This window comes from Amycolatopsis arida, from assembly GCF_900115565.1.
In the GTDB taxonomy this organism is placed as follows: domain Bacteria; phylum Actinomycetota; class Actinomycetes; order Mycobacteriales; family Pseudonocardiaceae; genus Yuhushiella; species Yuhushiella arida.
Map to the genome: position 1 here is coordinate 16,431 of NZ_FOWW01000008.1, position 22,895 is coordinate 39,325.

At 73.5% G+C, this 22,895-nt stretch carries 23 protein-coding genes; 12 read left to right on the forward strand and 11 right to left on the reverse strand.

Annotated features, from left to right (window positions below; genetic code table 11):
- Positions 1-25: 25 nt before the first annotated feature.
- The 4 genes from BM051_RS20945 to BM051_RS20960 are packed head-to-tail and all read right to left on the reverse strand — an operon-like array spanning position 26 to position 4,463.
- A complete protein-coding gene (locus BM051_RS20945) occupies positions 26-1,237 on the reverse strand; it encodes an ROK family transcriptional regulator (protein WP_092533135.1) in 1,212 nt (403 codons plus the stop codon).
- Positions 1,221-2,090 (reverse strand): carbohydrate ABC transporter permease, encoded by an 870-nt coding sequence (locus tag BM051_RS20950; RefSeq protein WP_208325988.1) that lies wholly within the window; start codon positions 2,088-2,090, stop codon positions 1,221-1,223. The genes BM051_RS20945 and BM051_RS20950 overlap by 17 nt, the downstream gene beginning before the upstream one ends.
- Positions 2,091-3,053, reverse strand: a complete 963-nt coding sequence (locus BM051_RS20955; RefSeq protein ID WP_092533138.1) for a carbohydrate ABC transporter permease — start codon at positions 3,051-3,053, stop codon at positions 2,091-2,093.
- A 12-nt stretch (positions 3,054-3,065) separates the two neighbouring features.
- Entirely contained in the window at positions 3,066-4,463 is a 1,398-nt protein-coding gene (locus BM051_RS20960) for an ABC transporter substrate-binding protein (RefSeq protein ID WP_092533141.1), read from the reverse strand.
- Between the two features lie 130 nt (positions 4,464-4,593).
- Here BM051_RS20960 and BM051_RS29185 point away from each other — a divergent pair, with 130 nt between their 5' ends.
- The 3 genes from BM051_RS29185 to BM051_RS20975 are packed head-to-tail and all read left to right on the forward strand — an operon-like array spanning position 4,594 to position 6,926.
- Complete coding sequence (locus BM051_RS29185) at positions 4,594-4,836, forward strand: hypothetical protein (protein ID WP_092533144.1); 243 nt, start codon at positions 4,594-4,596, stop codon at positions 4,834-4,836.
- Positions 4,837-4,839: 3 nt separating this feature from the next.
- On the forward strand, positions 4,840-5,640 hold the full coding sequence (locus BM051_RS20970; RefSeq protein WP_092533147.1) for a sugar phosphate isomerase/epimerase family protein: 801 nt from the start codon (positions 4,840-4,842) through the stop codon (positions 5,638-5,640).
- Between the two features lie 2 nt (positions 5,641-5,642).
- On the forward strand, positions 5,643-6,926 hold the full coding sequence (locus BM051_RS20975; protein ID WP_092533150.1) for an MGH1-like glycoside hydrolase domain-containing protein: 1,284 nt from the start codon (positions 5,643-5,645) through the stop codon (positions 6,924-6,926).
- Positions 6,927-6,969: 43 nt separating this feature from the next.
- Here the strand turns inward: BM051_RS20975 and BM051_RS20980 are convergent, their stop codons facing one another.
- Positions 6,970-7,260 (reverse strand): hypothetical protein, encoded by a 291-nt coding sequence (locus tag BM051_RS20980; RefSeq protein WP_092533153.1) that lies wholly within the window; start codon positions 7,258-7,260, stop codon positions 6,970-6,972.
- 57 nt (positions 7,261-7,317) lie between these two features.
- Between BM051_RS20980 and BM051_RS20985 the strand changes: the two genes are divergently transcribed.
- Both BM051_RS20985 and BM051_RS20990 read left to right on the forward strand, forming a co-directional pair.
- Positions 7,318-7,695, forward strand: coding sequence for a sensory rhodopsin transducer (locus tag BM051_RS20985; RefSeq protein ID WP_092533156.1), 378 nt, complete (start codon positions 7,318-7,320; stop codon positions 7,693-7,695).
- A gap of 83 nt (positions 7,696-7,778) precedes the next feature.
- A complete protein-coding gene (locus BM051_RS20990) occupies positions 7,779-8,810 on the forward strand; it encodes a S1C family serine protease (RefSeq protein ID WP_092533159.1) in 1,032 nt (343 codons plus the stop codon).
- 46 nt (positions 8,811-8,856) lie between these two features.
- Here the strand turns inward: BM051_RS20990 and BM051_RS20995 are convergent, their stop codons facing one another.
- Both BM051_RS20995 and BM051_RS21000 read right to left on the reverse strand, forming a co-directional pair.
- The gene (locus tag BM051_RS20995) at positions 8,857-9,906 is read right to left on the reverse strand and encodes a glucose 1-dehydrogenase (RefSeq protein ID WP_092533162.1); all 1,050 of its coding nucleotides are present in this window, start codon (positions 9,904-9,906) and stop codon (positions 8,857-8,859) included.
- A 138-nt stretch (positions 9,907-10,044) separates the two neighbouring features.
- The gene (locus BM051_RS21000) at positions 10,045-11,403 is read right to left on the reverse strand and encodes a hypothetical protein (RefSeq protein ID WP_243859678.1); all 1,359 of its coding nucleotides are present in this window, start codon (positions 11,401-11,403) and stop codon (positions 10,045-10,047) included.
- A 197-nt stretch (positions 11,404-11,600) separates the two neighbouring features.
- Between BM051_RS21000 and BM051_RS21005 the strand changes: the two genes are divergently transcribed.
- Together BM051_RS21005 and BM051_RS21010 are read left to right on the forward strand one after the other, a co-directional pair.
- Positions 11,601-14,114 (forward strand): ATP-dependent Clp protease ATP-binding subunit, encoded by a 2,514-nt coding sequence (locus BM051_RS21005; protein ID WP_092533165.1) that lies wholly within the window; start codon positions 11,601-11,603, stop codon positions 14,112-14,114.
- A gap of 69 nt (positions 14,115-14,183) precedes the next feature.
- The gene (locus BM051_RS21010; protein WP_092533168.1) at positions 14,184-14,906 is read left to right on the forward strand and encodes a methyltransferase domain-containing protein; all 723 of its coding nucleotides are present in this window, start codon (positions 14,184-14,186) and stop codon (positions 14,904-14,906) included.
- 56 nt (positions 14,907-14,962) lie between these two features.
- Here BM051_RS21010 and BM051_RS21015 read toward each other — a convergent pair whose 3' ends face one another.
- From BM051_RS21015 to BM051_RS21025, 3 genes are all read right to left on the reverse strand, one after another.
- On the reverse strand, positions 14,963-15,538 hold the full coding sequence (locus BM051_RS21015; RefSeq protein ID WP_134046280.1) for an SIS domain-containing protein: 576 nt from the start codon (positions 15,536-15,538) through the stop codon (positions 14,963-14,965).
- A 96-nt stretch (positions 15,539-15,634) separates the two neighbouring features.
- The gene (locus tag BM051_RS21020) at positions 15,635-16,723 is read right to left on the reverse strand and encodes a glycosyltransferase family 9 protein (RefSeq protein WP_243859679.1); all 1,089 of its coding nucleotides are present in this window, start codon (positions 16,721-16,723) and stop codon (positions 15,635-15,637) included.
- A 191-nt stretch (positions 16,724-16,914) separates the two neighbouring features.
- Entirely contained in the window at positions 16,915-17,316 is a 402-nt protein-coding gene (locus BM051_RS21025) for a ChaB family protein (protein WP_092533174.1), read from the reverse strand.
- A gap of 210 nt (positions 17,317-17,526) precedes the next feature.
- Between BM051_RS21025 and rfaE2 the strand changes: the two genes are divergently transcribed.
- The 4 genes from rfaE2 (at position 17,527) to BM051_RS21045 (ending at position 22,172) form a co-directional block, all read left to right on the forward strand.
- Entirely contained in the window at positions 17,527-19,056 is a 1,530-nt protein-coding gene (gene rfaE2 / locus BM051_RS21030) for a D-glycero-beta-D-manno-heptose 1-phosphate adenylyltransferase (protein WP_243859680.1), read from the forward strand.
- A complete protein-coding gene (locus BM051_RS21035) occupies positions 19,053-19,880 on the forward strand; it encodes a glycosyltransferase family A protein (protein ID WP_092533180.1) in 828 nt (275 codons plus the stop codon). Before rfaE2 ends, BM051_RS21035 begins: the two co-directional genes overlap by 4 nt.
- Positions 19,881-19,919: 39 nt before the next feature.
- Positions 19,920-20,441, forward strand: coding sequence for a DUF421 domain-containing protein (locus tag BM051_RS21040; protein WP_092533183.1), 522 nt, complete (start codon positions 19,920-19,922; stop codon positions 20,439-20,441).
- A gap of 75 nt (positions 20,442-20,516) precedes the next feature.
- The gene (locus BM051_RS21045; protein WP_092533186.1) at positions 20,517-22,172 is read left to right on the forward strand and encodes a RecQ family ATP-dependent DNA helicase; all 1,656 of its coding nucleotides are present in this window, start codon (positions 20,517-20,519) and stop codon (positions 22,170-22,172) included.
- A 21-nt stretch (positions 22,173-22,193) separates the two neighbouring features.
- Here the strand turns inward: BM051_RS21045 and BM051_RS21050 are convergent, their stop codons facing one another.
- Positions 22,194-22,436, reverse strand: coding sequence for a hypothetical protein (locus BM051_RS21050; RefSeq protein ID WP_092533189.1), 243 nt, complete (start codon positions 22,434-22,436; stop codon positions 22,194-22,196).
- Positions 22,437-22,774: 338 nt separating this feature from the next.
- Between BM051_RS21050 and BM051_RS28630 the strand changes: the two genes are divergently transcribed.
- Positions 22,775-22,882, forward strand: a complete 108-nt coding sequence (locus BM051_RS28630; protein ID WP_208325989.1) for a keywimysin-related RiPP — start codon at positions 22,775-22,777, stop codon at positions 22,880-22,882.
- Positions 22,883-22,895 lie beyond the last annotated feature (13 nt).

Genomic DNA, 22,895 nt, shown 5'->3' on the forward strand with positions numbered 1-22,895 from the left:
CGGGACCGAGACCGGGGGCCGCCGGTCAGGCGCGGCCGGCGAGCCGGTCCAGCTCGCGGTCCACCGAGTCCGGCGCGTACACCGCGTCGACGACCATCGCCCGCAGGCCGCGCACCCCGGCGTCCTCGCCGAGCTCGCTCGTGGTGACCTCCAGGTTGCGGGTGGCCCGCGGCAGCGCCCGCCGGTACAGCACCTCCCGCACGCCGGTGACGAACTGCGTCTCGGCCAGGTCGCCGGCCAGCACCAGCACCTGCGGATTCACCAGGCACACCACGGTGCTGAGCACCTCGCCGACCCGCTGCCCGGCCGCGCGGGCCAGTGCGACCGCCTCGGGCACGCCGGCCCGCACCCGCGACACGAACTCGCGGCTCGACGCCGCCGGCACGCCGCGCTCGGTCAGCCGCTGCGCCAGCGCGGCCCCGCTGGCGAGGGCGGCGAGGCAGCCGGTGGCGCCGCACATGCACCGGGCCGCGGTCCGACCGGCGGCGCCGTCCACCCGGATGTGCCCGAGGTCGCCGGCGCCGCCGTCGATGCCGCGGTAGACCTGCCCGTTCAGCACCAGCCCCGCGCCGATCCCGGTGGCCACCTTCACCAGCACCAGCGAGGGGCAGTCGGGGTGGGAACCCACGTACTCGCCGAAGGCCATGGCGTTGGCGTCGTTGTCCACCAGCACCGGCACGCCCCAGCGGTCGCGCAGCCGCGCGGCGACCGGGAAGCCGTCCCAGCCGGGCATGATCGGCGGCTGGCGGACCACCCCGGCGCTCGCCTCGACCGGCCCCGGCACGCCGATCCCGATGCCCCGCAGCCGCGCGGCCGGGCGCCCGCACCGGTCCAGCAGCGCGCGGAGCTCGCCGTCGACCCAGTCGAGCACCCGTTCCGGGCCCTCGCTGATCCGCAGCCGGGCGTGCGACCGGGCCAGCGGCGCACCGGCGAGATCGAACACCGCGAGCCGGGCCTGCGTCGCCCCCAGGTCGGCGCAGGCCACCAGCCCGTGGTCGTGGTTGAAGTCCAGCCGGGTGGGCGGCCGCCCCCCGGTGGACGCGTCCACCCCGGCAGGGCGGAGGAACCCGCCGGCGAGCAGGGCGTCCAGCCGCTGGCCCACGGTGGAGCGCGACAGGCCGGTGGTGCGCTGCAGCTCGGCGCGGGTGCGGGCCCGCCCCGTCCGGACCAGCCACAGCAGGTGGCCGGCGGAGTGCTGCGCGCCCGCCGTGCCCGGTGGCTCAGCCCTTGTCGGCACCGCTGGTCAGCCCCTCGGTCAGCAGCCGCTCGGCCGCGTAGAACAGGATCACGATTGGAATGGTAAGCACCACCGACCCGGCCATCAGCACGGTCTTGGGCACCTCGACGCCGTCGGCGAGCTGGGCGAGCCCGAGCGAGACAGTCCACTGTGATCGGTCCTCCACCAGGAACAGCAGGGCGAACAGGAACTCGTTCCAAGCGATCATGAACACGTACAGCGCGTTCGCCGCGATCGCCGGCGCGGCCAGCGGGACGGTGACCCGCCACAGGGTCTGCAGCCGCGAGCAGCCGTCGATCGCGGCCGCCTCCTCGATGCCCTCGGGCACCGTGGCGAGGTAGTTGCGCAGCATGTAGATCGACACCGGCACCGTCTGTGCGATGTAGACGATCATCAGGCCGACCAGCGAGCCGCGCAGGCCGAGCTTGGTGAACAGCACGAACAGCGGCACCGCCAGCAAGATCGCCGGGAACAGGTACACCGCGAGGAACAGGAAGTGGACGTGCCGGCTGCCGAAGAAGCGCAACCGGGTCACCGCGTAGGCGCCCGGGATGGCCACCAGCAGGGTGAGCACGACCGCGCCGACCGAGACGAACGCCGAGTTGCCGAGCAGCGCCAACATCCCCTGCCCGCCGTCGTCGGTGGGGCGCAGCACCTCCTCGTAGGTCCGCGCCGTCCACTCGGAGAAGGACACCCACAGCCGGCCCGGGTTGCGCAGCAGCTCCTCGATCGGGCGCACCGACAGCAGCAGCATGTAGTAGAACGGGAACAGCGTCGCCAGCGCCAGCCCGGCGATGACCACCCAGCGCAGGGCGCCGAAGACCTTGGTCTCGACGGAGTCGCGGTCCACCACCTACGCCTCCTCCTTCGGGGACGGCGCGAAGAACCTCAGGTACCCGGCGAGGAAGGCCAGCAGCACCGCGGCCAGCACCAGCGCCTGCGCGGCGGCCGCGCCGACGTCGAACCGGGCGGTGAGGAACTCGTACACCCGCACGCTCGCCACCTCGGTGCCCGAGCCACCGCCGGTGAGCAGGTAGACGTCGTCGAACTTGGTGAAGTTCATCACGAACCGCAGCATCGCCAGCAGCGCGATCACCGGCGCCAGCTGCGGCAGCAGGATGTACCGGAACCGCTGGGTGGGCACGGCGCCGTCCACGGTCGCCGCCTCCTCCAGGTCCTTCGGCACCGCCTGCAGCCGGGCCAGCAGGAACAGGAACGCGAACGGGAAGTAGCGCCAGCCCTCGAACACGATCACCGTCAGCAGCGCGACCGGGACCTCCACCTCCCAGCCGAGCAGCGACACCTCGGTCGCCCGGTCGGTGAGGAACGCGATCGGCCGGTCCCAGCCGAGCAGCCGGATGCCCCACTCGTTGACGATCCCGTACTGCGGGCTGAGCATCACCTCCCACACGAACGCCACCGCCACCACCGGCGCGACGTACGGCAGCAGCATCGCGCCGCGCAGCAGGCCACGGCCGCGGAACGTGCGGCGCAGGGCGAGCGCGGCGACCAGCCCCAGTGCGATCGACAACACCGTGCCGCCGACGGCGTAGACCACGGTGGTGACGACGGAGCTCCAGAACCCCGGTGAGGTGAACACGGCGGCGAAGTTGCGCAACGTGTACGGGCCGAACAGGTCGGCGTCCTGGATGTTGATCAGCCGGACCCGCTGGAACGCCAGCACGATCGTCCACGCCGCCGGCAGCACCACGATCGCCAGCACCACCAGCAGGGTCGGCGACACCATCGCCAGCCCGGCGCGGTTCTCCTGCCGGCGCAGCGTCGGCCGGCCCCGGGGCGCTCTGGTCCTCAGCATGCCGGTGCCCCCTCACTCCAGCGAGGTCTTGATCGAGCGGACGTCACCGGCGGCCTCCTCCGCCACCTCCGCCACGGTGCTGCCGGACAGCAGCGCGTTCACCGCCTCGGGGACCGGCAGCTCCCCGAGCGTCGCGCCGACCAGGGCGCCCTGCCCCTGGTCGAACCCCCAGCGGTGGAACTCCCGCACGCCGGCGCGCATCTCGGCGAGCACCTCGGGCGGGTAGATCTCGGCCAGCGGGCGCTTGGTGTCGACCACGGCCGGCGACTCCGCCCAGATCCGGCTGAACAGCTCGGGATCGTCCCGGGTGCCGGTGCGCACCGGCACCTTGCCCTCCGGCGCCATGCCGAACCACGCCGGGTAGGCCCGCTCGCCCATCATGTACTCGACGAACCGCTGGGCCTGCGCGCCGTCGCCGTTCACCGGAATCGTCCAGGAGGTGATCTCGGCGTACCGGACCGGCGCCGACCCGCTCGGCCCCTGGATGGCGGTCACCACCCCGCTGTTGCGGGCGAGGAACTCAGGGGTCTCGGCGCACTCCGGGCAGGTGGGCAGCACGTCGTCGCGCAGCCCGCCCAGCTCGTCGAGCAGGAACGACGACCACATCACCATGGCCGAGCGGCCGGCGAAGTAGGTGGCCCGGATGGACTCGATGTCCTGCGCGCCCGGGGCCGAGTACCGGGTGGCGAGCTGACGCACCAGCTCGAAGGTCTCCCGGCAGGCGGGGGCGTCCACCGTGACCTCGCCGGCACCGTCGACGAGTTGGCACCCGTTGGCCACGGCGAGGGTCTCGAACGCCTGGGCGGTGGCGGCGTCACCGGCGACGGTCGCCATCGACATGCCCACGAGATCCGGTCCGTGCAGCGTCTCGGCGGCGCGCAGGATCCGGTCGTAGGTGTCCGGCGGCGCCAGCCCGGCCGCGGCGAAGAGGTCCGCGCGGTAGACCAGGACCTGAGTCCAGCCGTCCGAGGGCACCGCGAGCTGTCGGTCGCCGTCGCGGGTCAGCTCCAGCGCCCGAGGGCTGAAGGTGCCGACGCCGAGCGCGTCGACCACCGCTTGGTGGGCCCCGGTGTCCAGCAACTCGTTTCCGGCCATCTGCCACACCGCGGTGAGCGGCAGCGCGCCGATCACGTCGGGCAGCCGGCCGGCCGCCGCGGCCGACATGATCGTCTGGCTGAACTGGTTCTCGTCGATCGCCACGATCCGCACCGGGATCCCGGTGTCCTCGGTGAACCGCGCGGCGGCCTGCTCGGTGGCCCGCACCCGGTCGGTGAGGTTCTCCAGGCTCCACACCACGAGCTCGCCGTCCGGCCCGCCAGCGCCACCGCAGCCGATGAGGGTGGCGCCGGCGGTGGCCAGCGTGGACACCACCGCGGCGGCCCGGACCCGGACGCGCGATCGCAATGACATCGACGGCTCCCGCTTCCGTGCGACTTCCAACTGAACGCCGACATAACACCAGGACTTCTGCTTGATAGCAAGACATAAGTCTGTAATGTCATGGACAGAAGAGACAGCGAAGAAGCTAGAGAGGCAGTGCGTGCAGCGCGTCGTAGGGTTCACCGCGCCGCGGCGGGTCGAGCTCGCCGAGCTGTCGAGCGAGGAGCTCGGGACGGGGCAGGTGCGGGTCGTCACCCGGTACTCGGGCAGCTCCGCCGGCAGCGAGCTCACCGCCTACCGCGGCACCAACCCGTACCTGACCCGCGGCTGGGACCCGCCACTCCGGCTGTTCACCGACCCCGCCGCCGCGCCGCAGATCGTCCTCGACGTCGGCCAGGAGTGACCCGTGTTCGCGCTCGCGTGCCAGGAACAGCTACTGCCGGGGGACACCCTCGAACGCAAGTGGGAGTTCGCCACCGCCAACGGCTACAGCGCCATCGAGCTGCGCGGCCGGGGCGACCTCGCCTTCCGGGACCGGCTGCCGGAGCTGCGCCGCGCCGCCGCGCACGGGGTGGTGATGCCGACGGTGTGCGTGGAGATGGCGCACTTCCTCGGCGCGTTCGACGCCGAGCTGCGCCGCGACGCGATCGCCCAACTGAGGTCCCAGCTGTCGGTGGTCGCCGACATCGGTGGCCGCGGGGTGATGACCCCGGCGACGTACGGCATGTTCTCCCGGCGGCTGCCGCCGTTCGAGCCGCCCCGCTCCCCCGAGGAGGACAGGGAGGTGCTGCTCGCCGGGCTGGCGGAGTTGGGCGAGCACGCCGCGCGGGAAGGCGTGCGGCTCTACCTCGAACCGCTGAACCGCTACGAGGACCACATGGTCAACCGGCTCGACCAGGCGGCCGAGCTGGTCCGCGCCACGGGGTTGGACTCGGTGCAGGTGGCCGCCGACACCTACCACATGAACATCGAGGAGGACGACCCCGCGGCCGCGCTGCTCGCGGTGGCCCCGTACCTGGGGCACGTGCAGGTCAGCGAGTCGAACCGGTGCCAGCCCGGCACCGGCCACCTCGACTGGCCGGCCGTGCTCGGCGCGCTCGCCGCCGCCGGGTACGACGGCTACCTCGCGCTGGAGTGCCGGCCCCGCGGCGAGCCGGCCGCCGCGGTCGCGGCGGTGCCGACCTTCCTGCGGCGGGCGGCGGGCTAGGCATGCGCGCACCGACCCTGGGCGCCCGGGCCACCGGCGTGCTGCTGGCGAACTGGCGCGGCCAGTCCACCGTGCCCGCCGCCGACCTCTACCCGCACCAGTGGAGCTGGGACTCGGCGTTCGTCGCGCTGGGCCTGCGGCACGTGTCCGCGCGGCGCGCGCAGCGGGAACTGGAGTCGTTGTTTGGTGCACAGTGGACGGACGGGCGGGTACCGCACATCGTGTTCGACCCGGCCTCCTCGCCGCGGGCCTACTTCCCCGGGCCCGACTTCTGGCGCTCGGCCGACGTCACCGGCCGGCACCGGCCGGCCACCTCCGGGCTCGTCCAGCCACCGGTGCACGCGCTGGCGGCGTGGGAGACCTTCCGCGCCGACCCGGCGACCGCTCGCCGGCGCGGGTTCCTGCCCCGGCTGTACCCGCGGCTGCGGGCCTGGCACCGCTACCTCACCGAGCGCCGCGACCTCGGCGGCACCGGCCTGGTCGGCATCGTGCACCCGTGGGAGTCCGGAATGGACAACAGCCCCGCGTGGGACGGCCCGCTGAGCCGGGTGCCGCCGGTCCCGGCAAGGGAGTTCCGCCGCCGCGATCTCGACCACGCCTCCGCCACGGAGCGGCCGACCGACCTCGACTACGGCCGGTACGTGCGGCTGGCCGCCGACTACCGCGACTCCGGCTACTCGGACCGCCCCGAGCGGCACTCCTTCGCCGTCGAGGACCCGCTGACCACCGCCCTGCTCGCCGCCGCCGAGGACGCGATGGCGGCCATCGCCACGGAGATCGGCGCCGACCCGGGGCCGCACCGGCGCGAGGTGGACCGGCTGCGGGCGGCACTGGTCGACGAGCTGTTCGACCCGGCGACCGGGACCTTTCCCGCTCGGGACGTGCACACCGGCGCGGCACTGGGGTACGGCAGCGTCGCCGGCATCGTCCCGCTGGTGGTGCCGGGGCTGCCGGTGGCCGACGCGCTGCTGGCCACCGCGACCGGACCCCGGTTCCGGCTCGCCGAGTTGGGCCTTCCGGCCAGCTTCGACCTCACCGACGAGCGGTTCGACACTAGCCGTTACTGGCGCGGACCCGCCTGGTTCAACATCGGCTGGCTGCTCTGCCGCGGCCTGCGCGAGCACGGCGCCATCGGGCTGGCCGGGACGGTCCGCGGCGCGCTGCTCCGCGCGGCCGAGCGGGCCGGGTTCCGCGAGTACGTCGACCCGCTGAGCGGTCAGGGCCACGGCGCCAAGGACTTCAGCTGGACCGCCGCGGTGATCCTCGACCTCCTCCACCCGACGTGAGGGCAGCACGACCTGGCTCTCCGGTGGAGGCGCTGCCGCGTGATCACGCCTCCTCGGACGGCTCCTCGACGCGCAGCGCCGACTGTTCGGGGCCGCTGGCGTAACTGCGGCCCTCGTCGTCGGCCACCGCGTCGCCCTGCTCGAGCCCCCGCGCCTCGGGCGAACGACTCACCTGCGGCGTCGGGTCCTGCGGATCGGTGAAACGAACACCGTCCTCGACGCCGACATCGGGCCGGCGGTCCCGGTCCGGCCGGTCGACCTCGCCGCCGGTCACCGCGTCCTCGTACTCCAGCTCCTCCTGCTGCTCCGAGCGGGGCTCGCCACCGGTGTCCATCCCGTGCCTCCTTCCGATCGCGGGTTACCCGTCGCGCCGCCCGGGTACCCGCCGCGCATGACGGGAATCGGCCGAACCATGTGGGTGGTCCCGGAGGGCTACCTGCCGCCGGAGGAGGACAGCGCACACTCGTCCCGGGAGTTGGTCAGCCACGAGGCCGCATGCGTGCTCAACACCGGTGACCGTGCCGCCCACCTGGAGCTCACCCTGTACTTCACCGACCGGGAGCCGGTGGGGCCGTACCGGGTGACGGTGCCGGCGCGGCGGACCACCCACCTCCGGTTCAACGAGCTGTCCGACCCGGAACGGGTGCCCCGGGGCACCGACTACGCCAGCGTGCTGGTCAGCGACGTGCCGGTGGTGGTGCAACACACCCGGCTGGACTCGCGCGACCCCGCGGTCGCGCTGCTGTCCACTGTGGCCTACCCCGGCTGAGCCGGCCGGAGCCCCAGCCCCACCCGGCGGAGTGACGTGCGACGGGACGAGTCGCCGCGGCGGAACCGGGGTACTCCCCCGCCATGGCACTCTCCCGGACACCCCAGTGGATCGTGGCGCTCGCCGCGACGGCGCTGGTCGCCGCCGGCTGCTCCGGCGACCCGGCCCCCGAGCCCGCGGCCAAGGCAACGACGACCGCCCCGGCCCCCGCACCCGGCGACGCCGCGGGATACGCCGGCGTGGTGGAGCGGGTCGCGCCGAGCGTGGTGACGGTGCGCACCCCCGGCGCCGGCGTCGGCAGCGGCGTGGTGCTGCGGCCGGACGTGGTGGTGACCAACGCCCACGTCGTCGGCGACCAGCGGAGGGTGACGCTGGTGTTCGCCGACGGCACCGAGGCCCAGGGCGAGGTGCTGGCCACCGACAGGGTCACCGACCTCGCCGTGGTGCGCAGCGCACGCGGGAACCTGCCGGTCCCGGAGTTCCGCACCGACCTGCCCCGACCCGGTGACCTCGCGCTGGCCATCGGCAGCCCACTGGGCTTCGAGAACTCGGTGACCGCCGGCGTCATCTCCGGCCTGCACCGGGAGATCCCCGGCTCGGCGCCGCGGACCCAGTCCCTGGTCGATCTCATCCAGACCGACGCCTCGATCTCCCCCGGCAACTCCGGCGGCACGCTGCTCGACGCGCAGGGCCGGGTGGTCGGGGTGAACGAGGCCTACATCCCGCCCGAGGCCGGCGCGGTGTCGCTCGGCTTCGCCATCCCGGCCGCCACCGTGCTGGACACGACGGAGCAGCTCCTGGCTGACGGCAAGGCCACCCACCCGTACCTGGGGGTGTCGCTGTCCCCGCTCACCCCGCCGATCCGGGAGCAGTTCGGGATCGAGGCGGAGGACGGCGCGCTGGTCGCCGGTGTCGACGCGGACGGCCCGGCCGCACACGCCGACATCCGGGCCGGGGACGTGATCACCCGGTTCGCCGACCGGGAGATCGGCAGCGTCGAGGACGTCCTCGCCGCGCTCCGGTCCGTGGAGCCGAACCAGCAGGTGCCGCTCACCGTGATGCGGGACGGCACCGAGCAGAAGGTCACCGTCGAGGTGGCCGGGCGGACCGGCTGAGCCCGCCGTGCCCGGCTCGGCGGCCGCCGCCACCGGACGGGCACGGTCAGCCGAGGTCGACCACGACCTTGACATCGGTGTCGGTGGCGGTGAACGCCTCGGCGCAGCGCTCAAGCGGCACCCGCCGGGTGATCAGCCCGGCCAGCCACGCCCGGTCCGCCCTGGCCAACGCGTCCGCGGCCATCCGGTAGTGCCCGAGGTTGGCGTTCACCGAGCCGATCAACGCGTCGTTCTGCAGCACCACCTCGCGGTTCATCGCGCCGACGTCGACCCCGAGCCGCCGGCCCGGGCTGGACACGCCGGTGAGACAGACGATCCCGTACGGGCCGGTGATCGTCATCGCGGCCAGCACCAGCGGGCTCGCCCCGGTGGCCTCGATCACCACGTCCGGCCGGACCCGCTCGGCGACCTCGTCGATGTCGCCGTGGTGGTAGGTCGCCCCGAGCCCGGCGACCAACTCCGGCTTCGGCCCCTCGGTCACCCGGTCCAGCACGTGCACGTCGAGCCCACGCTGCGCGCCGAGCAGCGCGGCCAGCAGCCCGATCGGCCCCGCGCCGGTGACCAGCACCGAGTTCGGCTCGAACCAGGCCCGCGCCCCGACCTTCGCCACCTGGTCCCACGCCTTAGCCACCACCGTGGTGGGCTCCATGAGGACGCCCACCTCGGCCAGCCCGGGGTCGAGCCGCACGGCGTAGTCGGCCTCGACCGTCCACCGCCCGCTGGCGAAACCGTCGAGCTCCTTGATGCCGCGCTCGGTGTAGCGGCCGTTGCGGCACATGTCGAACTCGCCGCGGGCGCACGCGCCGCAGGGCACCGGGTCGGGCCGCCGGACGACGCCCACCACCAGGTCGCCCTGGGCGAACGCGCTGCCCGCCGGCGCGGTGAGCACCCTGCCCAGCGACTCGTGCCCGAGCACCAGGCGGTCCCGGCCGGGCGGGGCCCAGCCGTACTCCCCGGCCACGATCTCCTTGTCGGTGCCGCACACCCCCACGGCGATCCCCTCCACCAGCAGCTCGTCGGGCGCGGGGCGGGGGTCGGGCAGGTCGGTGACGGCCAGCGAGCCGGCACGTCCCGGCGCGACGGTCATGGCACGCATGCGAACTCCAGCTCTGGGTCGGCGGTTCGGGCTCGACGTACCCGCTGCGCTGGGACGTACCCGCTGCGCTGGGACGTATTCGCTGCGCTGGAGGCCAACCGGCGGCCGTGCGCCGTGATCATCTCCGGGGCGTGCCCGTCAGCCGGCGATCTCTTTCGGGACGGTGGCGTAGACCATCCGCTTGTTCGGATGCTCGGCCACGGTCCACATGATCCCCAGTGTCGTTCCGCCGGACCCGCGCTGCCAGTGCGACAGGTCCTCCGGGCCGACGGCGGCGGGCTGGCTGGTGGCGACCTGGAGCGTCTCGGTGGAGGCGGTGGCCCTGGCCGTCTGGAACAGGGCGCCGTTGGAGTCCTTCCCGCGGCTCTGGCTGAGGTACCACCGCCCGTTGAACCGGGCCGCGCCCTGGATGTTGGAGAAGGGGACCTTGTGCGCGGCATCGGCCTTCCACCGGTATCCCTTGGTGGTGATCTGCTCGCCGGCGCCGTCCACCGCACCGGCCATCGGCCACGCGACCACCCGGCCCCTGGCCCTGGTCTCCGGACTCGCCCCGTTGCAGTACTCGCCGGCGACCATGTGGTCGACGCCGCTGCGATCGAGCCCGGCGTAGGAGAACCTCAGGCCCCGGGAGTCCTCGGTGCACTTCGCCACCTTCGCCGTCGTGCTGGTCCAGGAGGCCACCTGCGGCATGACGTAGCGGTAGCCGTGCCCGTAATAGGTTCCGCTCCTCCTGCCGATCTTGTCCCGGTCCTTGGTGGTGCCGTTGGACGCGGCCCCGAGGTCGTAGATGTGGCGCATGTCGAACACCCGGAACCCGCGCCCGGTGTCGGCGACGTAGAGGAAGTTGCCGTACCAGACGATCCCGCCGGCGTGCAGCGACTTGCCCTCGCCGGTCTGCTTGGTACGCACGCTCATGTAGCTCACGTTGTCGTAGGAGTTCACCGTCGGGTAGACGAGCAGGACGTGCCGGTACCGGCCGGTGCGCGGGTCGATGAAGGTGATCCGAACGCCCTTCTCCAGCGAATCCTCCCCGTTGGCGACCCCGTCCTTGTTGCTGCTGTCGTACCAGGAGACGAGGATGGGTTGGTTCCGCTCGCCCCAGCGCTGGTCGTCCTGCGCGTCAGCGACAGTCGTCACCCCCTGTGGCATCCACAGGCCGGTGGAGTTGTCGCCCGCGTTGAAGCAGATGCTCTCGGAGACACTGCCCAGGGTTCGTCCGGCGGCGGCGGAGTTGCACGGGACGTAGGGGGCACCGACCCGGCCGACCCGGTTGGCGTCGGCGATGATCTTCCCCACACCGGCCCTGGGCAGTTCCTTGTCGAGCTCGGCGACCCGGCGCTTCAGTTCGTCGCCCATGGCGTTCGGACGTAGTTCGAAGTTGCCCAGGCTCAGGGTGGGGTCGGCCGCGGCGACGGCCGGCCCCTGGACGCCTATCAGTGTCGCCGCGCTCACGACCAGCACGGTGGCCGCGGCCCATACGTTGCTTCGCAGACTCATGCGCTCCCCTCATCTGCCCGAGCCGGTTCCGGCACTCGGGCACGATTCGGTACTCCGGCAAGTCGGTGGCAGATCGGCACCGCGGCAACCTACTACAGATGTAGCGGTTTCGACCATGGTCGGCGATGCGCACCGGGTTTGGCGCCCATCGTGCGGGGCAAACCCTCCTGGGACGAACGACCGTCCTAGGGAGGACCATGACCGGCTTCTTCGGCCCGGGAGGCGGCCCCAGTCCGTTCGACGAGTTCCTCGCCCAGTTCTTCGGCGCCGGCTCACCGGGGCGTCGGCCGGTGGACATCACCGCGGTGATGAGCGACCAGGCGCGGGCGGTCGTGGCGGAGGCCGCCGCGCAGACCGCCCAGTGGGGGCGCACCGACCTGGACACCGAGCAGCTGCTGTGGGCGGTGTTGCGGCTGCCCGCCACCCGCGCACTGGTGGAGGGGACCGGCGCCGATCCCGACGCGCTGGCCCGCCGCATCGAGGAGGCGTCGCGGGCCGGGCAGCCCCACCCCGGCCCGGTGCGGCTCACCCCGGCGGCCAAGCGCAGCCTGCTCGACGCGCACCGGATCTCCCGCGGACTCGGGTCGTCCTACCTCGGCCCCGAGCACCTGCTGCTCGCGCTGGCCGCCAATCCCGAGTCCGGCGCGGGGCGATTGCTCGGCGATGCGAAGGTCACCCCGGAGACGCTGGCCCGCGGCGGGTCGGCGGACCGCGCCGGCGAGGGCGGCCGGCCCACCGGCACCGAGACGCTGGAGCAGTTCGGCCGCGACCTGACCCAGCAGGCCCGCGACGGCGACCTCGACCCGGTGGTGGGCCGGGACGACGAGATCGAGCAGACCGTGGAGGTGTTGTCCCGGCGGACGAAGAACAACCCGGTGCTCATCGGCGAGGCCGGGGTCGGCAAGACCGCCATCGTCGAGGGGCTCGCCCAGCGGATCGCCGCCGACGACGTCCCCGAGTCGCTCACCGGGCGCCGAGTGGTGCAGCTCGACCTCACCGCCATGGTGGCCGGGACCCGCTACCGCGGTGACTTCGAGGAGCGGATGACCAAGCTGCTGCAGGAGATCCGGTCGCACCGCAACGAGTTGATCGTGTTCATCGACGAGCTGCACACCGTGGTCGGCGCCGGGTCGTCGGAGGGCGCTGGAGGGTCCCTGGGGGCCGGCAACATGCTCAAGCCCGCGCTGGCCAGGGGTGAGCTGCACGTCGTGGGCGCGACCACGCTGGACGAGTACCGCCGGCACATCGAGAGCGACCCCGCGCTGGAGCGCCGGTTCCAGCCGATCCTGGTGCCGGAGCCGACGGCCGAGGACGCGCTGGAGATCCTGCGCGGGCTGCGCGACCGGTACGAGGCCCACCACCAGGTGCGCTACGCCGACGAGGCACTGCATGCCGCGGTCACCCTGTCCGACCGCTACATCACCGACCGGTTCCTGCCGGACAAGGCCATCGACCTGATCGACCAGGCGGGTGCCAGGGTGCGGCTGCGCTCCCGGCGCCCGCACCGACTGCGCGACCTGCAGGCGCGGCTGGACCAGCTCAACCGGGACAAGGACCAGGCGGTCGCCGAGGAGGACTACGAGCGCGCCTCCACCCTGCGGGACCAGATCAACGAGGTGCGCGCCGAGCTGGAACGGGCCAGCGCCGACGGCGGGCCGAGCGGGGTCGCGGAGGTGTCGGCCACCGACATCGCCGAGGTGGTGTCCCGGATCAGCGGCGTCCCGGTCAGCCAGCTCACCCAGGAGGAGCGGGACCGGCTGCTGCGGCTGGAGGAGCACCTGCACGGCCGGGTGGTCGGGCAGGACGAGGCGGTGAGCGCGGTCGCAGAGGCGGTGCGCCGCTCCCGCGCCGGGCTGGCCGAGCCGGCCCGCCCCTCGGGCAGCTTCCTGTTCCTCGGGCCCACCGGCGTCGGCAAGACCGAGCTGGCCAGGGCGCTGGCCGAGGCGCTGTTCGGCGACGAGACGCACATGGTGCGGATCGACATGAGCGAGTACGGCGAGCGGCACACGGTCAGCCGGCTGATCGGGGCGCCGCCGGGCTACGTCGGTTACGACGACCCCGGCCAGCTCACCGAGCCGGTGCGCCGCCGCCCGTACTCGGTGGTACTGCTCGACGAGATCGAGAAGGCCCACCCCGAGGTGTTCAACGTGCTGCTCCAGGTGCTCGACGACGGCCGGCTCACCGACGGGAGGGGGCGCACGGTCAACTTCACCAACACCGTGCTGATCATGACCAGCAACCTCGGCTCCGAGCTGATCACCGGCGGCGCCGGCCCGCTCGGGTTCACCCCGCCCTCCGGTGACGAGGAGCAGCGGTCGCTGCGGGACCGGCTGATGCGGACGTTGCGGGAGAACTTCCGGCCCGAGTTCCTCAACCGGATCGACGAGATCATCGTGTTCCGCCGGCTGGCCGACGAGCAGCTGCACCGGATCACCGAGCTGATGCTGGAGGACACTCGGCGGCGGGCGCAGGCGCAGGACATCACCCTGGGTTTCTCCCCCGCCGCCATGGCCTGGCTCAGCGAGCGCGGGCACCAGCCCGAGTTCGGCGCCCGCCCGCTGCGCCGGACCATCCAGCGTGAGGTGGACAACCAACTGTCCCGGATGCTGCTGGACGGCCGGATCGAGCGCGGCTCGCACGTGAACGTGGACGTCCGGGACGATCGGCTCACCTTCGACACCACCGCCGACGTCGGCGCCCGCAGCGGCTGACCCCGGTCCCCGGGCTCACCGGGACAGCGCACCGACCCACCCTGCCCCTTCGTCGCGAAAGGACGCGGAATGACCCTGCCGCCCGCCGCCCCGCTGTCGAGCCACCGGTTGGACCGGATCGACCGGTTCCTCGAGTCGACGGTGGGCGAGGCGTTCAAGCACGACGAGCGGCTGCACGGGCTGGACGTGCAGGTGAGCGTCCGCGGTGGGGTGGCGCACCTAACCGGCGCGGTGGACCGGCCAGAGCAGCTCGCCCTGGTGCGCGACCTCGTGGGTCGCTTCCAGGGGGTGCTGGCGGTGTGGGACCGGGTGGTCGTCGACGGGCACCGCCCGGTCGTGCTGGACGTCGGCTGCGGCGGCACCAAGCAGTACCCGGACAACATCGGGGTGGACCGGCGGGCCGCGACCGGCGTGGACGTGGTCGCCGACCTGCGGGACGGGCTGCCCTTCCCGGACGGCTGCGCGGACCGGGTGTTCGCCGTGCACGTGCTGGAGCACCTGGTCGACTTCCTGCCGCTGGTCGACGAGTGTCACCGGGTGCTGCGCCCCGGCGGAATCCTGCACGTGCTGTCCCCGTGGTGGCGGTACGTGAACGCGGTCGCCGACCCGACCCACGTCCGGTTCCTCGACGTACAGACGTTCAAGGGGATCTGCGAGCGGCAGGACACCGACCGGCGGTGGTTCCCGCTGCACGCCGAATGCGACGGCGCCAGCGTGTTCGCCGACTTGCTCAGGGTCGACGGCGACGCGCCGGCCCCCTCCGCCGAGCACCTGGCCCGCTTCTTCGACTGAGAGCGGCTGACGCGCGGGTGCTCAGTGGGCGTGGTGGGTGCTGCGCGTGACGTGGCTCACCTGGCGGGCTCCGCGTCGCGGCCGGCCCTGGCGGCGGCGTCCACCGCGGCGCAGAGCAGGTCCACGGCGACCAGTTGGGCCTCGTGCACCACCGAGGCGGTGCCGGGCACGCACACCGCGTCGTCGGCGGCGTTGGCCAGCGGGTTGGGGCAGCAGCCGCAGCAGGTCAGCACGGTGGCGCCGGCGGCGCGGGCGGCCCGCGCGGCGGCGGCCATGCCCGTGGTGTGCCCGGTGGCCGAGAGCAGCAGGACCACGTCGCCGGCGCGCGCCTCGGCGGTCACCAGGGCGGCCAGGTCCGCGGCCCGGCCGTCCGGGTCACCGCCGCCCGCGCCCGGGCCGTCCAGTGCGAGGGTGTCGCCATGCCCGGCGAGTTCGGCGGCCAGGTGCCGGGCCTGCCGCACGGCTTCGTCGTCGCCCGCGGCGAGCAGCCGGGACCCGGCGGCGAACCGGTCGGCGATCAGCCGGCCCCAGCGCTCGATCCGCCGAACCTGGCCGCGCAGCGCGGCGAGCGTGTCGTTCAGAGCGTTGAGGTGTCCTATCGCGATCTCGGGCAGCGCGCTCGCGATCGGCACGTCGGAGTGTCGATCACCGACTCGCTGCCGTTCTCTGGTGGCTTCCATGCTCCTCGGGTAACCGGGACACACCCTGCTAAACGGCGTTGCCGCAGGTCACCGGCCGTGGGAGAAGCGGACACCCTGCGCGAGCAGGTCGACCACCTCGGCGCAGACGGCCTCGGTCGGCACGTCGGCGACGAAGGAGTCGTCGTGCGGGCAGCGGGGTAGGTCCTCGCGGGTGCAGTCCGCCCCGCACATCGGGCAGCGCGTGGTCCACGAGATCAGCACCCGGTCGCCCGCGCGGCCCAGCGGTCCTGCGTTGATGACGTTGCCCATCCAGAACACCCCGACCGTCGCGGTGCCGACCGCCTTCGCCAGGTGCCGGGGCCCGCTGTCGTTGCCGACCAGCACCCGGCTGCGGGCCAGCACACCGCACAGGGCGCTCATGTCCAGGCCGGTCAGGCCGCGCACCGCACGCGCCGTTCCGGCCGGCAGCCGGTCCCTGGTCAGCTCGGTCACCTCGTCGACGAGGTCCTTCTCGTCGGGCGAGCCCAGCACGACCACGCCGGCACCGTCGATGGCGCAGTGCGCGGCCACGTCGGCGAACCGGGCCGGTGGCCAGCGGCGCCGTGGGTCGGTGGCGCTGGGGTGCACGGCCAGCAGCGGCTCCGGAAGGCCGCGCAGCGGCTGCTCGGCCGCCTCCAGGTCACGGTCGGTCAACGCGAGGGTGGGCTCGAGGGTCACCGGCGGCGCGCCGGCCAACCCGACGATCTCCAGCGCGCGCATGACCTCGTGCTGGTAGTACCGGAACGGCAACCACCGGGTGAGCGGCACCGCGTCCGGGGTGCGCGCGCCGACCGTCCAGCGGGCCCCGGTGCGCAGCAGGAAAGGGTTCGACCACCGCCCGCCGCCGTGCAGCTGCACCGCGAGGTCCACCGGCCGGCGGCAGACCCGCCGGAAGAACTCCTCCTGCGCGTCCTCGTCCGGTGGCGCGCCGCCCGGCTCGTGCACGCCCTTCGCGGGCGGCAGGGTGATCACCTCGCCCACCGAGCCGGGCCGGTCGGCGAACAGCGCGGCGTGCAGCGGCGTGCCGAGCAGCACGATCTCGGCGTCCGGGTAGGCCACGGCGAGCGACTCGATCGCCGGCACGGCGAACAGCAGGTCGCCCAGCCCCCCGCCACGCAACACCGCGATGCGCCGCACCTCCGGCCAGGCCGGCTCCAGCGGCCCGACGCTCAGCCGGCCACGGTGGCCGCCGTGAAGGCCACCTTCATCGCGCCCCGCGCGATCGAGGTGGCCTTCACGGCGTTGGTCGAACGCCGCGGCGGGGGGCGTCTCCGTGTGGGTGGTGGGGGGAGACGGGTGGGAGGAGCCGGGGGTGGTGCCGCTCCCGGTCACCGCTGCCGCGCCTTCGCGGTCTTCCGCTGGTTGGCCTTCTCGATGGCCTCGACCAGCTCCTTCTTGGTCATCGACGAGCGGCCGCGCACGTCGAGCCGCTTCGCCAGGTCGTAGAGGTGCTGCTTGCTCGCGTTGGCGTCGACGCCACCGGCGGTGTCCCCGCGCCGGCTCCGCGCGCCGCGGGCCGCCTGCTTGTCCGAGGGACCACGCTTCTTCTTCGGCTCCCAGTGGTCGCCGACCTTCTCGAACGAGTGCTTCAGCGCCGCGAAGGCCGTGCGGTGTGCGCGCTCCCCCTCGCCGTAGGTCTCCACCGCGGAGTCGTGCGCCTCGATCCACGTGCGCTGCGCCTCCTTCGGGGAGCGCTCCAACGTGCTCGGCATGCTCTCCCGTCCGGGCATCGTGCTCACCTCCGAAGTTCGCGCGCCGCACCCCGAGGGCGGCGCCCACTCGCAGGTATTGCCGTTCTCCCGCCGGCCAAACCCGCCGAACCCCACGGAAACCACCCGGTCGCGCGTCCTCTGCGGACGATCACGTTTGCCTCGGTGCACATCGGGCATTGCAGAAGGAGAAGTGGCGCGCCGGGCGCGCGGATCGAGCGGAGGTGACGAGTGGACATCTCGGCAGGAATGCCACCCGACGAGGTGGGCCGGGGCGGCGAGGGGATCACCCCCGAGCTGGCCCGCGGCCTGTTCCGGGCCGGCTCCCGCGTGGTGGTGCTCGGCGACGCGATCCTGGACGTCTGGCTGTCCGGGCGGTGCGATCGGCTCTGCCGCGAGGCGCCGGCACCGGTGGTGGACGTCCGGCAACGGTCCTACGCCCCGGGCGGGGCGGCCAACACCGCGGTGAACCTCGCCGCGCTCGGCGCGCGGGTGAGCATGGTCACCGCCGTCGGCGACGACGCCACGGGCCGCCGGCTGTGCGCGGAGCTGCGGAACCGCGGGGTGGGCACCGACCACGTCGCGGTCAGCGGTGGCCGGGCCACGGTGAGCAAGCGGCGGATCGTCGCCGGTGACCAGCTCCTGCTGCGGTTCGACGACGGCGACACCGGCGATGGGGACGACGTCGAGGCCGCGCGGCTGGTCGAGACGCTGCGGGCCGCACTCGCCGACGCCGACGCGCTGGTCGTCTGCGACTACGCCAACGGGGCGCTCGGTCCCCGGGTGGCCGAGGCGCTGCGCGGGCTGCGCTCCGAGCTGCCGCTGCTGGTGCTGGACGCGCACGATCCTGGCCGGTGGCGGGCGCTGCGGCCGGACCTGGTGACGCCGAACGCCGCCGAGGCCGCCGAGCTGCTCGGCACCGACCTCCCCGACGGCGGTGACGCGCGGGTGGAGTTCCTCGACCGGCACCGTGACCGGTTGGCCGAGGCGACCGGCGCCGCCGCGGTGGCGGTCACCCTCGACCGGGACGGGGCCGTGCTGCTGACCGGATCGCAGCCGGTGCATCGGACGTGGGCGCGGCCGGCGCCGGAGAACTACACCTCCGGCGCGGGCGACACGTTCGTCGCCGCGGCCACCGTGGCACTCGCCGGCGGCCTGCCGATCACCACCGCCGTGGAGCTGGCGCAGGCCGCGGCCGACATCGTGGTGCACCGACCGGGCACGGCGGTGTGCACCGCCGCCGAGCTGGAGCAGCGGTTCGGCACGTACTCGTCGGCGGCGCTGGACCACGACCACCTGGCCGGCGTGGTGGCCGAGCACCGTGCCGCCGGCCGGCGGGTGGTGTTCACCAACGGCTGCTTCGACGTGCTGCACCGCGGTCACGTGGCTTACCTCAACGAGGCGAAGCGGCTCGGCGACGTGCTGATCGTCGCGGTGAACGCCGACGAGAGCGTGCGCCGGATCAAGGGGCCGGACCGGCCGGTGAACACCGTCCGGGACCGGGCGGCGGTGCTGGCCGCGCTCAGCTGCGTCGACCACGTCACGGTGTTCACCGAGGACACCCCGGTGGAGCTGCTGCGCGGGCTGCGGCCGGACATCTACGTCAAGGGCGGCGACTACACCCCGGAGATGCTGACCGAGGCGCCGGTGGTGCGCTCCTACGGCGGCCAGGTGCGGGTGCTCGGGTACGTGCCCGACCACTCCACCTCGGCGGTGATCGAGCGGATCCGGGCCGGCGCGGGGACGGGGGAACCGGCGTGACCGAGCCGGAGCTGGAGGTCCTGATCCCCACCAGGAACCGACCGGTGGAGCTGGCGACCACGCTGGCCGGGCTGGCCGCCCAGGACTTCCCGGACTTCGGGGTCCTGGTCAGCGACCAGTCCGACGGGGCGCCCAGCTACGACACGCCCGGGGCGACGGCGATGGCGCGGGTGCTGCGCCGCGCCGGCCACCCGGTGTCGTTCGGCCGGCACCTGCCGCCGCGCGGCCTCGCCGAGCACCGGGCGCACCTGCTGGCCCGGTCCCGCGCCCGGTACGTGCTGTTCCTCGACGACGACGTGTGGCTGGAGCCGGGCACGATCAGCCGGCTGCACGAGGCGATCAGCAAGCTGGGCTGCGGCCTCGTCGGCAACGCCGTGCAGGGTCTGTCCTACCTGAACGACCACCGACCGGAGGAGCTGGAACCGTTCGAGCGGTGGCAGGGCCCGCCCGAGCCGGAGCGGATCACCCCGCACGGCCCGGAGTGGCGGCGGTGGACCCTGCACAACGCCGCCAACCCCACGCACCTGGCCGACGCCCTGGGCCTCCGCGACGGCGAGTGGGTGGCGTACAAGATCGCCTGGGTGGGCGGGTGCGTGCTCTACGACCGGGCGGCGCTGGTGTCGGTCGGCGGGTTCGACTTCTGGTCGGAGCTGCCACCCGACCACTGCGGCGAGGACGTGCTCGCCCAGCTGCGGGTGCTGGCCACCTACGGCGGCGCCGGCGTCCTGCCCAGCGGCGCGGTGCACCTGGAGGCGCCGACCACGGTCGTCGAGCGGCGGGTGGAGGCCTACGAGGTGGTGCCGCCCCCCGGCGGGCAGGAGTGACCGCGCATGACCGGGCCGCGGCGGGGAAGCCAGTAGCGCATGAACTGGCAGGAGATCTTCTCGCCCGACGTCTCCCCCGTGGAGATCTTCGTCCGCGGCACCGTCATGTACCTGTTCATCTACTTCACGCTCCGCTTCGTGTTCAAGCGGGAGTCGGGCGCCACCGGGATCACCGATCTGCTGGTACTCGTCCTGCTGGCCGACGCGGCGCAGAACGGCATGGCCGGCGAGTACACCTCCATCGGCGACGGCGTGCTGCTGGTCGGTGTGATCGTGCTGTGGGCGACGGCGCTCGACTTCCTCGCCTACAAGGTGCCGCCACTGCGCCGGTTCGTCCGGCCCCGCCCGCTGCCGCTGGTCCGGCGGGGCCGGCTGCTGCGGTACAACCTCGCCAAGGAGCTGCTGACCGACGACGAGCTGTTCAGCCAGCTCCGTGAACAGGGCATCACCCGCCTGAGCCAGGTGCGCCAGGCGCAGATGGAACCCGACGGCAGGCTCTCGATCGTGCGCTTCGACGAGCAGGGGGCCGGCTGGCGGGGACACCAGGACCGGATGGTCTGAACCGCGACCTCGGAGGAGTGGCGACACCCCCGGGGCGGCGGCGTTTCCGCCGGCGCGGAACGGGAACAAGCAGGCATGCCCGAACACCCCGCCCGATCCGACCCTCCCCACGCCGCCCGCGACGAGCTCCGCCGCGCCGCGCGGGACACCTTCGGCTGGGACCGGCTGCGCCCCGAGCAGCTGACCGCGATGGAGCGGCTGCTCGAAGGGCACGACGTGCTGGTCGTGATGCCCACCGGCGCCGGCAAGTCGGCGATCTACCAGGTGCCCGCGCTGCTGCTGCCCGGCCCGACGGTGGTGGTGTCCCCGCTGATCGCCCTGCAGCGGGACCAGGTGGGCCAGCTCGCGGACAGCGCCGCACCGGACGCGGTGGCGGTGAACTCGGCGCAGCGGGCCCGGGACAGCGAGCGGGCCTGGGACGCGGTCGGCGCCGGCGACGCCGAGTACCTCTTCCTCGCCCCCGAGCAGCTCGCCAAGGACGACGTCCTCGCCGATCTCGAACGGTCCCGGCCCACCCTGTTCGTGGTGGACGAGGCGCACTGCGTCTCGGCGTGGGGGCACGACTTCCGCCCCGACTACCTGCTGTTGCGGCACGTGGTCGCGCGGTTGGGGCGCCCGCGGGTGCTGGCGCTGACCGCCACCGCGAGCGGGCCGGTGCGCGACGACATCGTGCGCCACCTCGGCCTGCGCGACCCGGTCCGGGTGGTCACCGGGTTCGACCGGCCGAACCTCCACCTGGCGGTGCGGCACGTCGGCACCGAGGAGGACAAGCGGGCCGCGCTGCTCGACCGGGTGGCCGAGGCCGATCCGCCCGGACTGGTGTACGCCGCGACCCGCAAGGACACCGAGCACTACGCCGCCGAGCTCGCCGACCGTGGCGTGCGGGTCGCCGCGTTCCACGCCGGCCTTCCCGCGGCCGAGCGGAGGCGGGTGCACGAGGATTTCCTGGCCGACCGGCTGGACGTCGTGGTGGCCACCTCCGCGTTCGGGATGGGCATCGACACGCCGAACGTGCGGTTCGTCGTGCACGCGTCGGTGCCCGACTCGCTGGACTCCTACTACCAGCAGATCGGACGGGCCGGCCGGGACGACGAGCGGGCCGACGCGCTACTGCTGTACCGGCCGGAGGACCTGGGGCTGCAGCGCTTCCTCACCGCGGGCGCGGTCGACACCGGCGCGGTGCGCGAGGTCGCCGACACGGTGCGGGCGCACGAGGGACCGATCAGCCCCGAGGAGCTCGACGACGAGGTGGACGCCTCCCACCGGAGGGCGCTGACCGGGCTGACCCTGCTGGAGCAGGTGGACGCGGTGCGGGCCACCGACGACGGGTTCGTCTACGCCGACGGCGGCCCGGAGCCGGAACGGGCGACGGCCGAGGCCGCCGAGACGTTCGAGCACCGCAAGGAGCTCGACCGGACCCGGATCGAGATGCTGCGCGACTACGCCGAGACCCGCTCGTGCCGCCGGCAGTTCCTGCTCGGCTATTTCGGGGAGTCGCTGGACGAGCCGTGCGGGTTCTGCGACACCTGCGAGGCCGGCACCGCGGCCGCGCACGCGCCACCGGCCGACCCGGAGTTCCCGCCGGAGACCCGCGTGCGGCACACCGAGTGGGGCGAGGGCACCGTGGTGAACCAGGAGGCCGACCGGCTCACCGTGCTGTTCGACGAGGCCGGCTACCGCACGCTGTCCCTGCCCGCAGTGCGCGAGCACGACCTGCTCGGCGAGGCGTGACCGGCGCGCGAGTCGACCCGGTCAACGGCCGTCCGGGGCCGGCGCGACGTCCTGGTGCTCGGTCCACTCGCCGGGCGGCTCGCCGCCCTCCGGCTCCGGGTTCGGGTGGCCACCGTACGGCCGCTGGCCGGAGCCGGGCAGCTCCCCCGGATCGCCCTCCGGGTAGTCGTGCTCGACGTCGTCGACCTCCTCGGACACCAGCGGGCTCCTCCTGGCGCTCTCCGGATCCTCCGCCACCGGCTCCCGCTCGAACTCGCGATCCATCCCTGCCTCCGGGGTCGTCGTCCGTTTCCGCGCCCGGATACCCGACCCGGCCGTCCCGCACACCGCGTTTCCCCGCCGCGTGCCGCGTCGTGATGCCGTACCGGACCTCTCGCACCGTTCGTGAATTGTCGACCCCACGATACCGCGGACACCGTTCGCCCCGGCACGGGAGAACACATTAGCCGAGATGTCTTGACCTCCCGAGAATTCGCGCCAACCGCTGGTCGATCTTCCGCTTCCGGAAGGCTTTCTTCCCTGTCAGCGTCCGAAGTGCCTTGTTACGTTCGAGGACGCGCGCGCACCACATGGACGAAGTTCCGACCGGAAAGGAAATTCTGATGAAGGTGTACGAGACCCCCATGTTGATCGACCTCGGTGCGTTCCACCGGGTGACCGGCCTGCTCCAGTTCCGCGGGAACGACCGCCTGATCCTGAGCAAGAACTGACGGCTCGACCCGT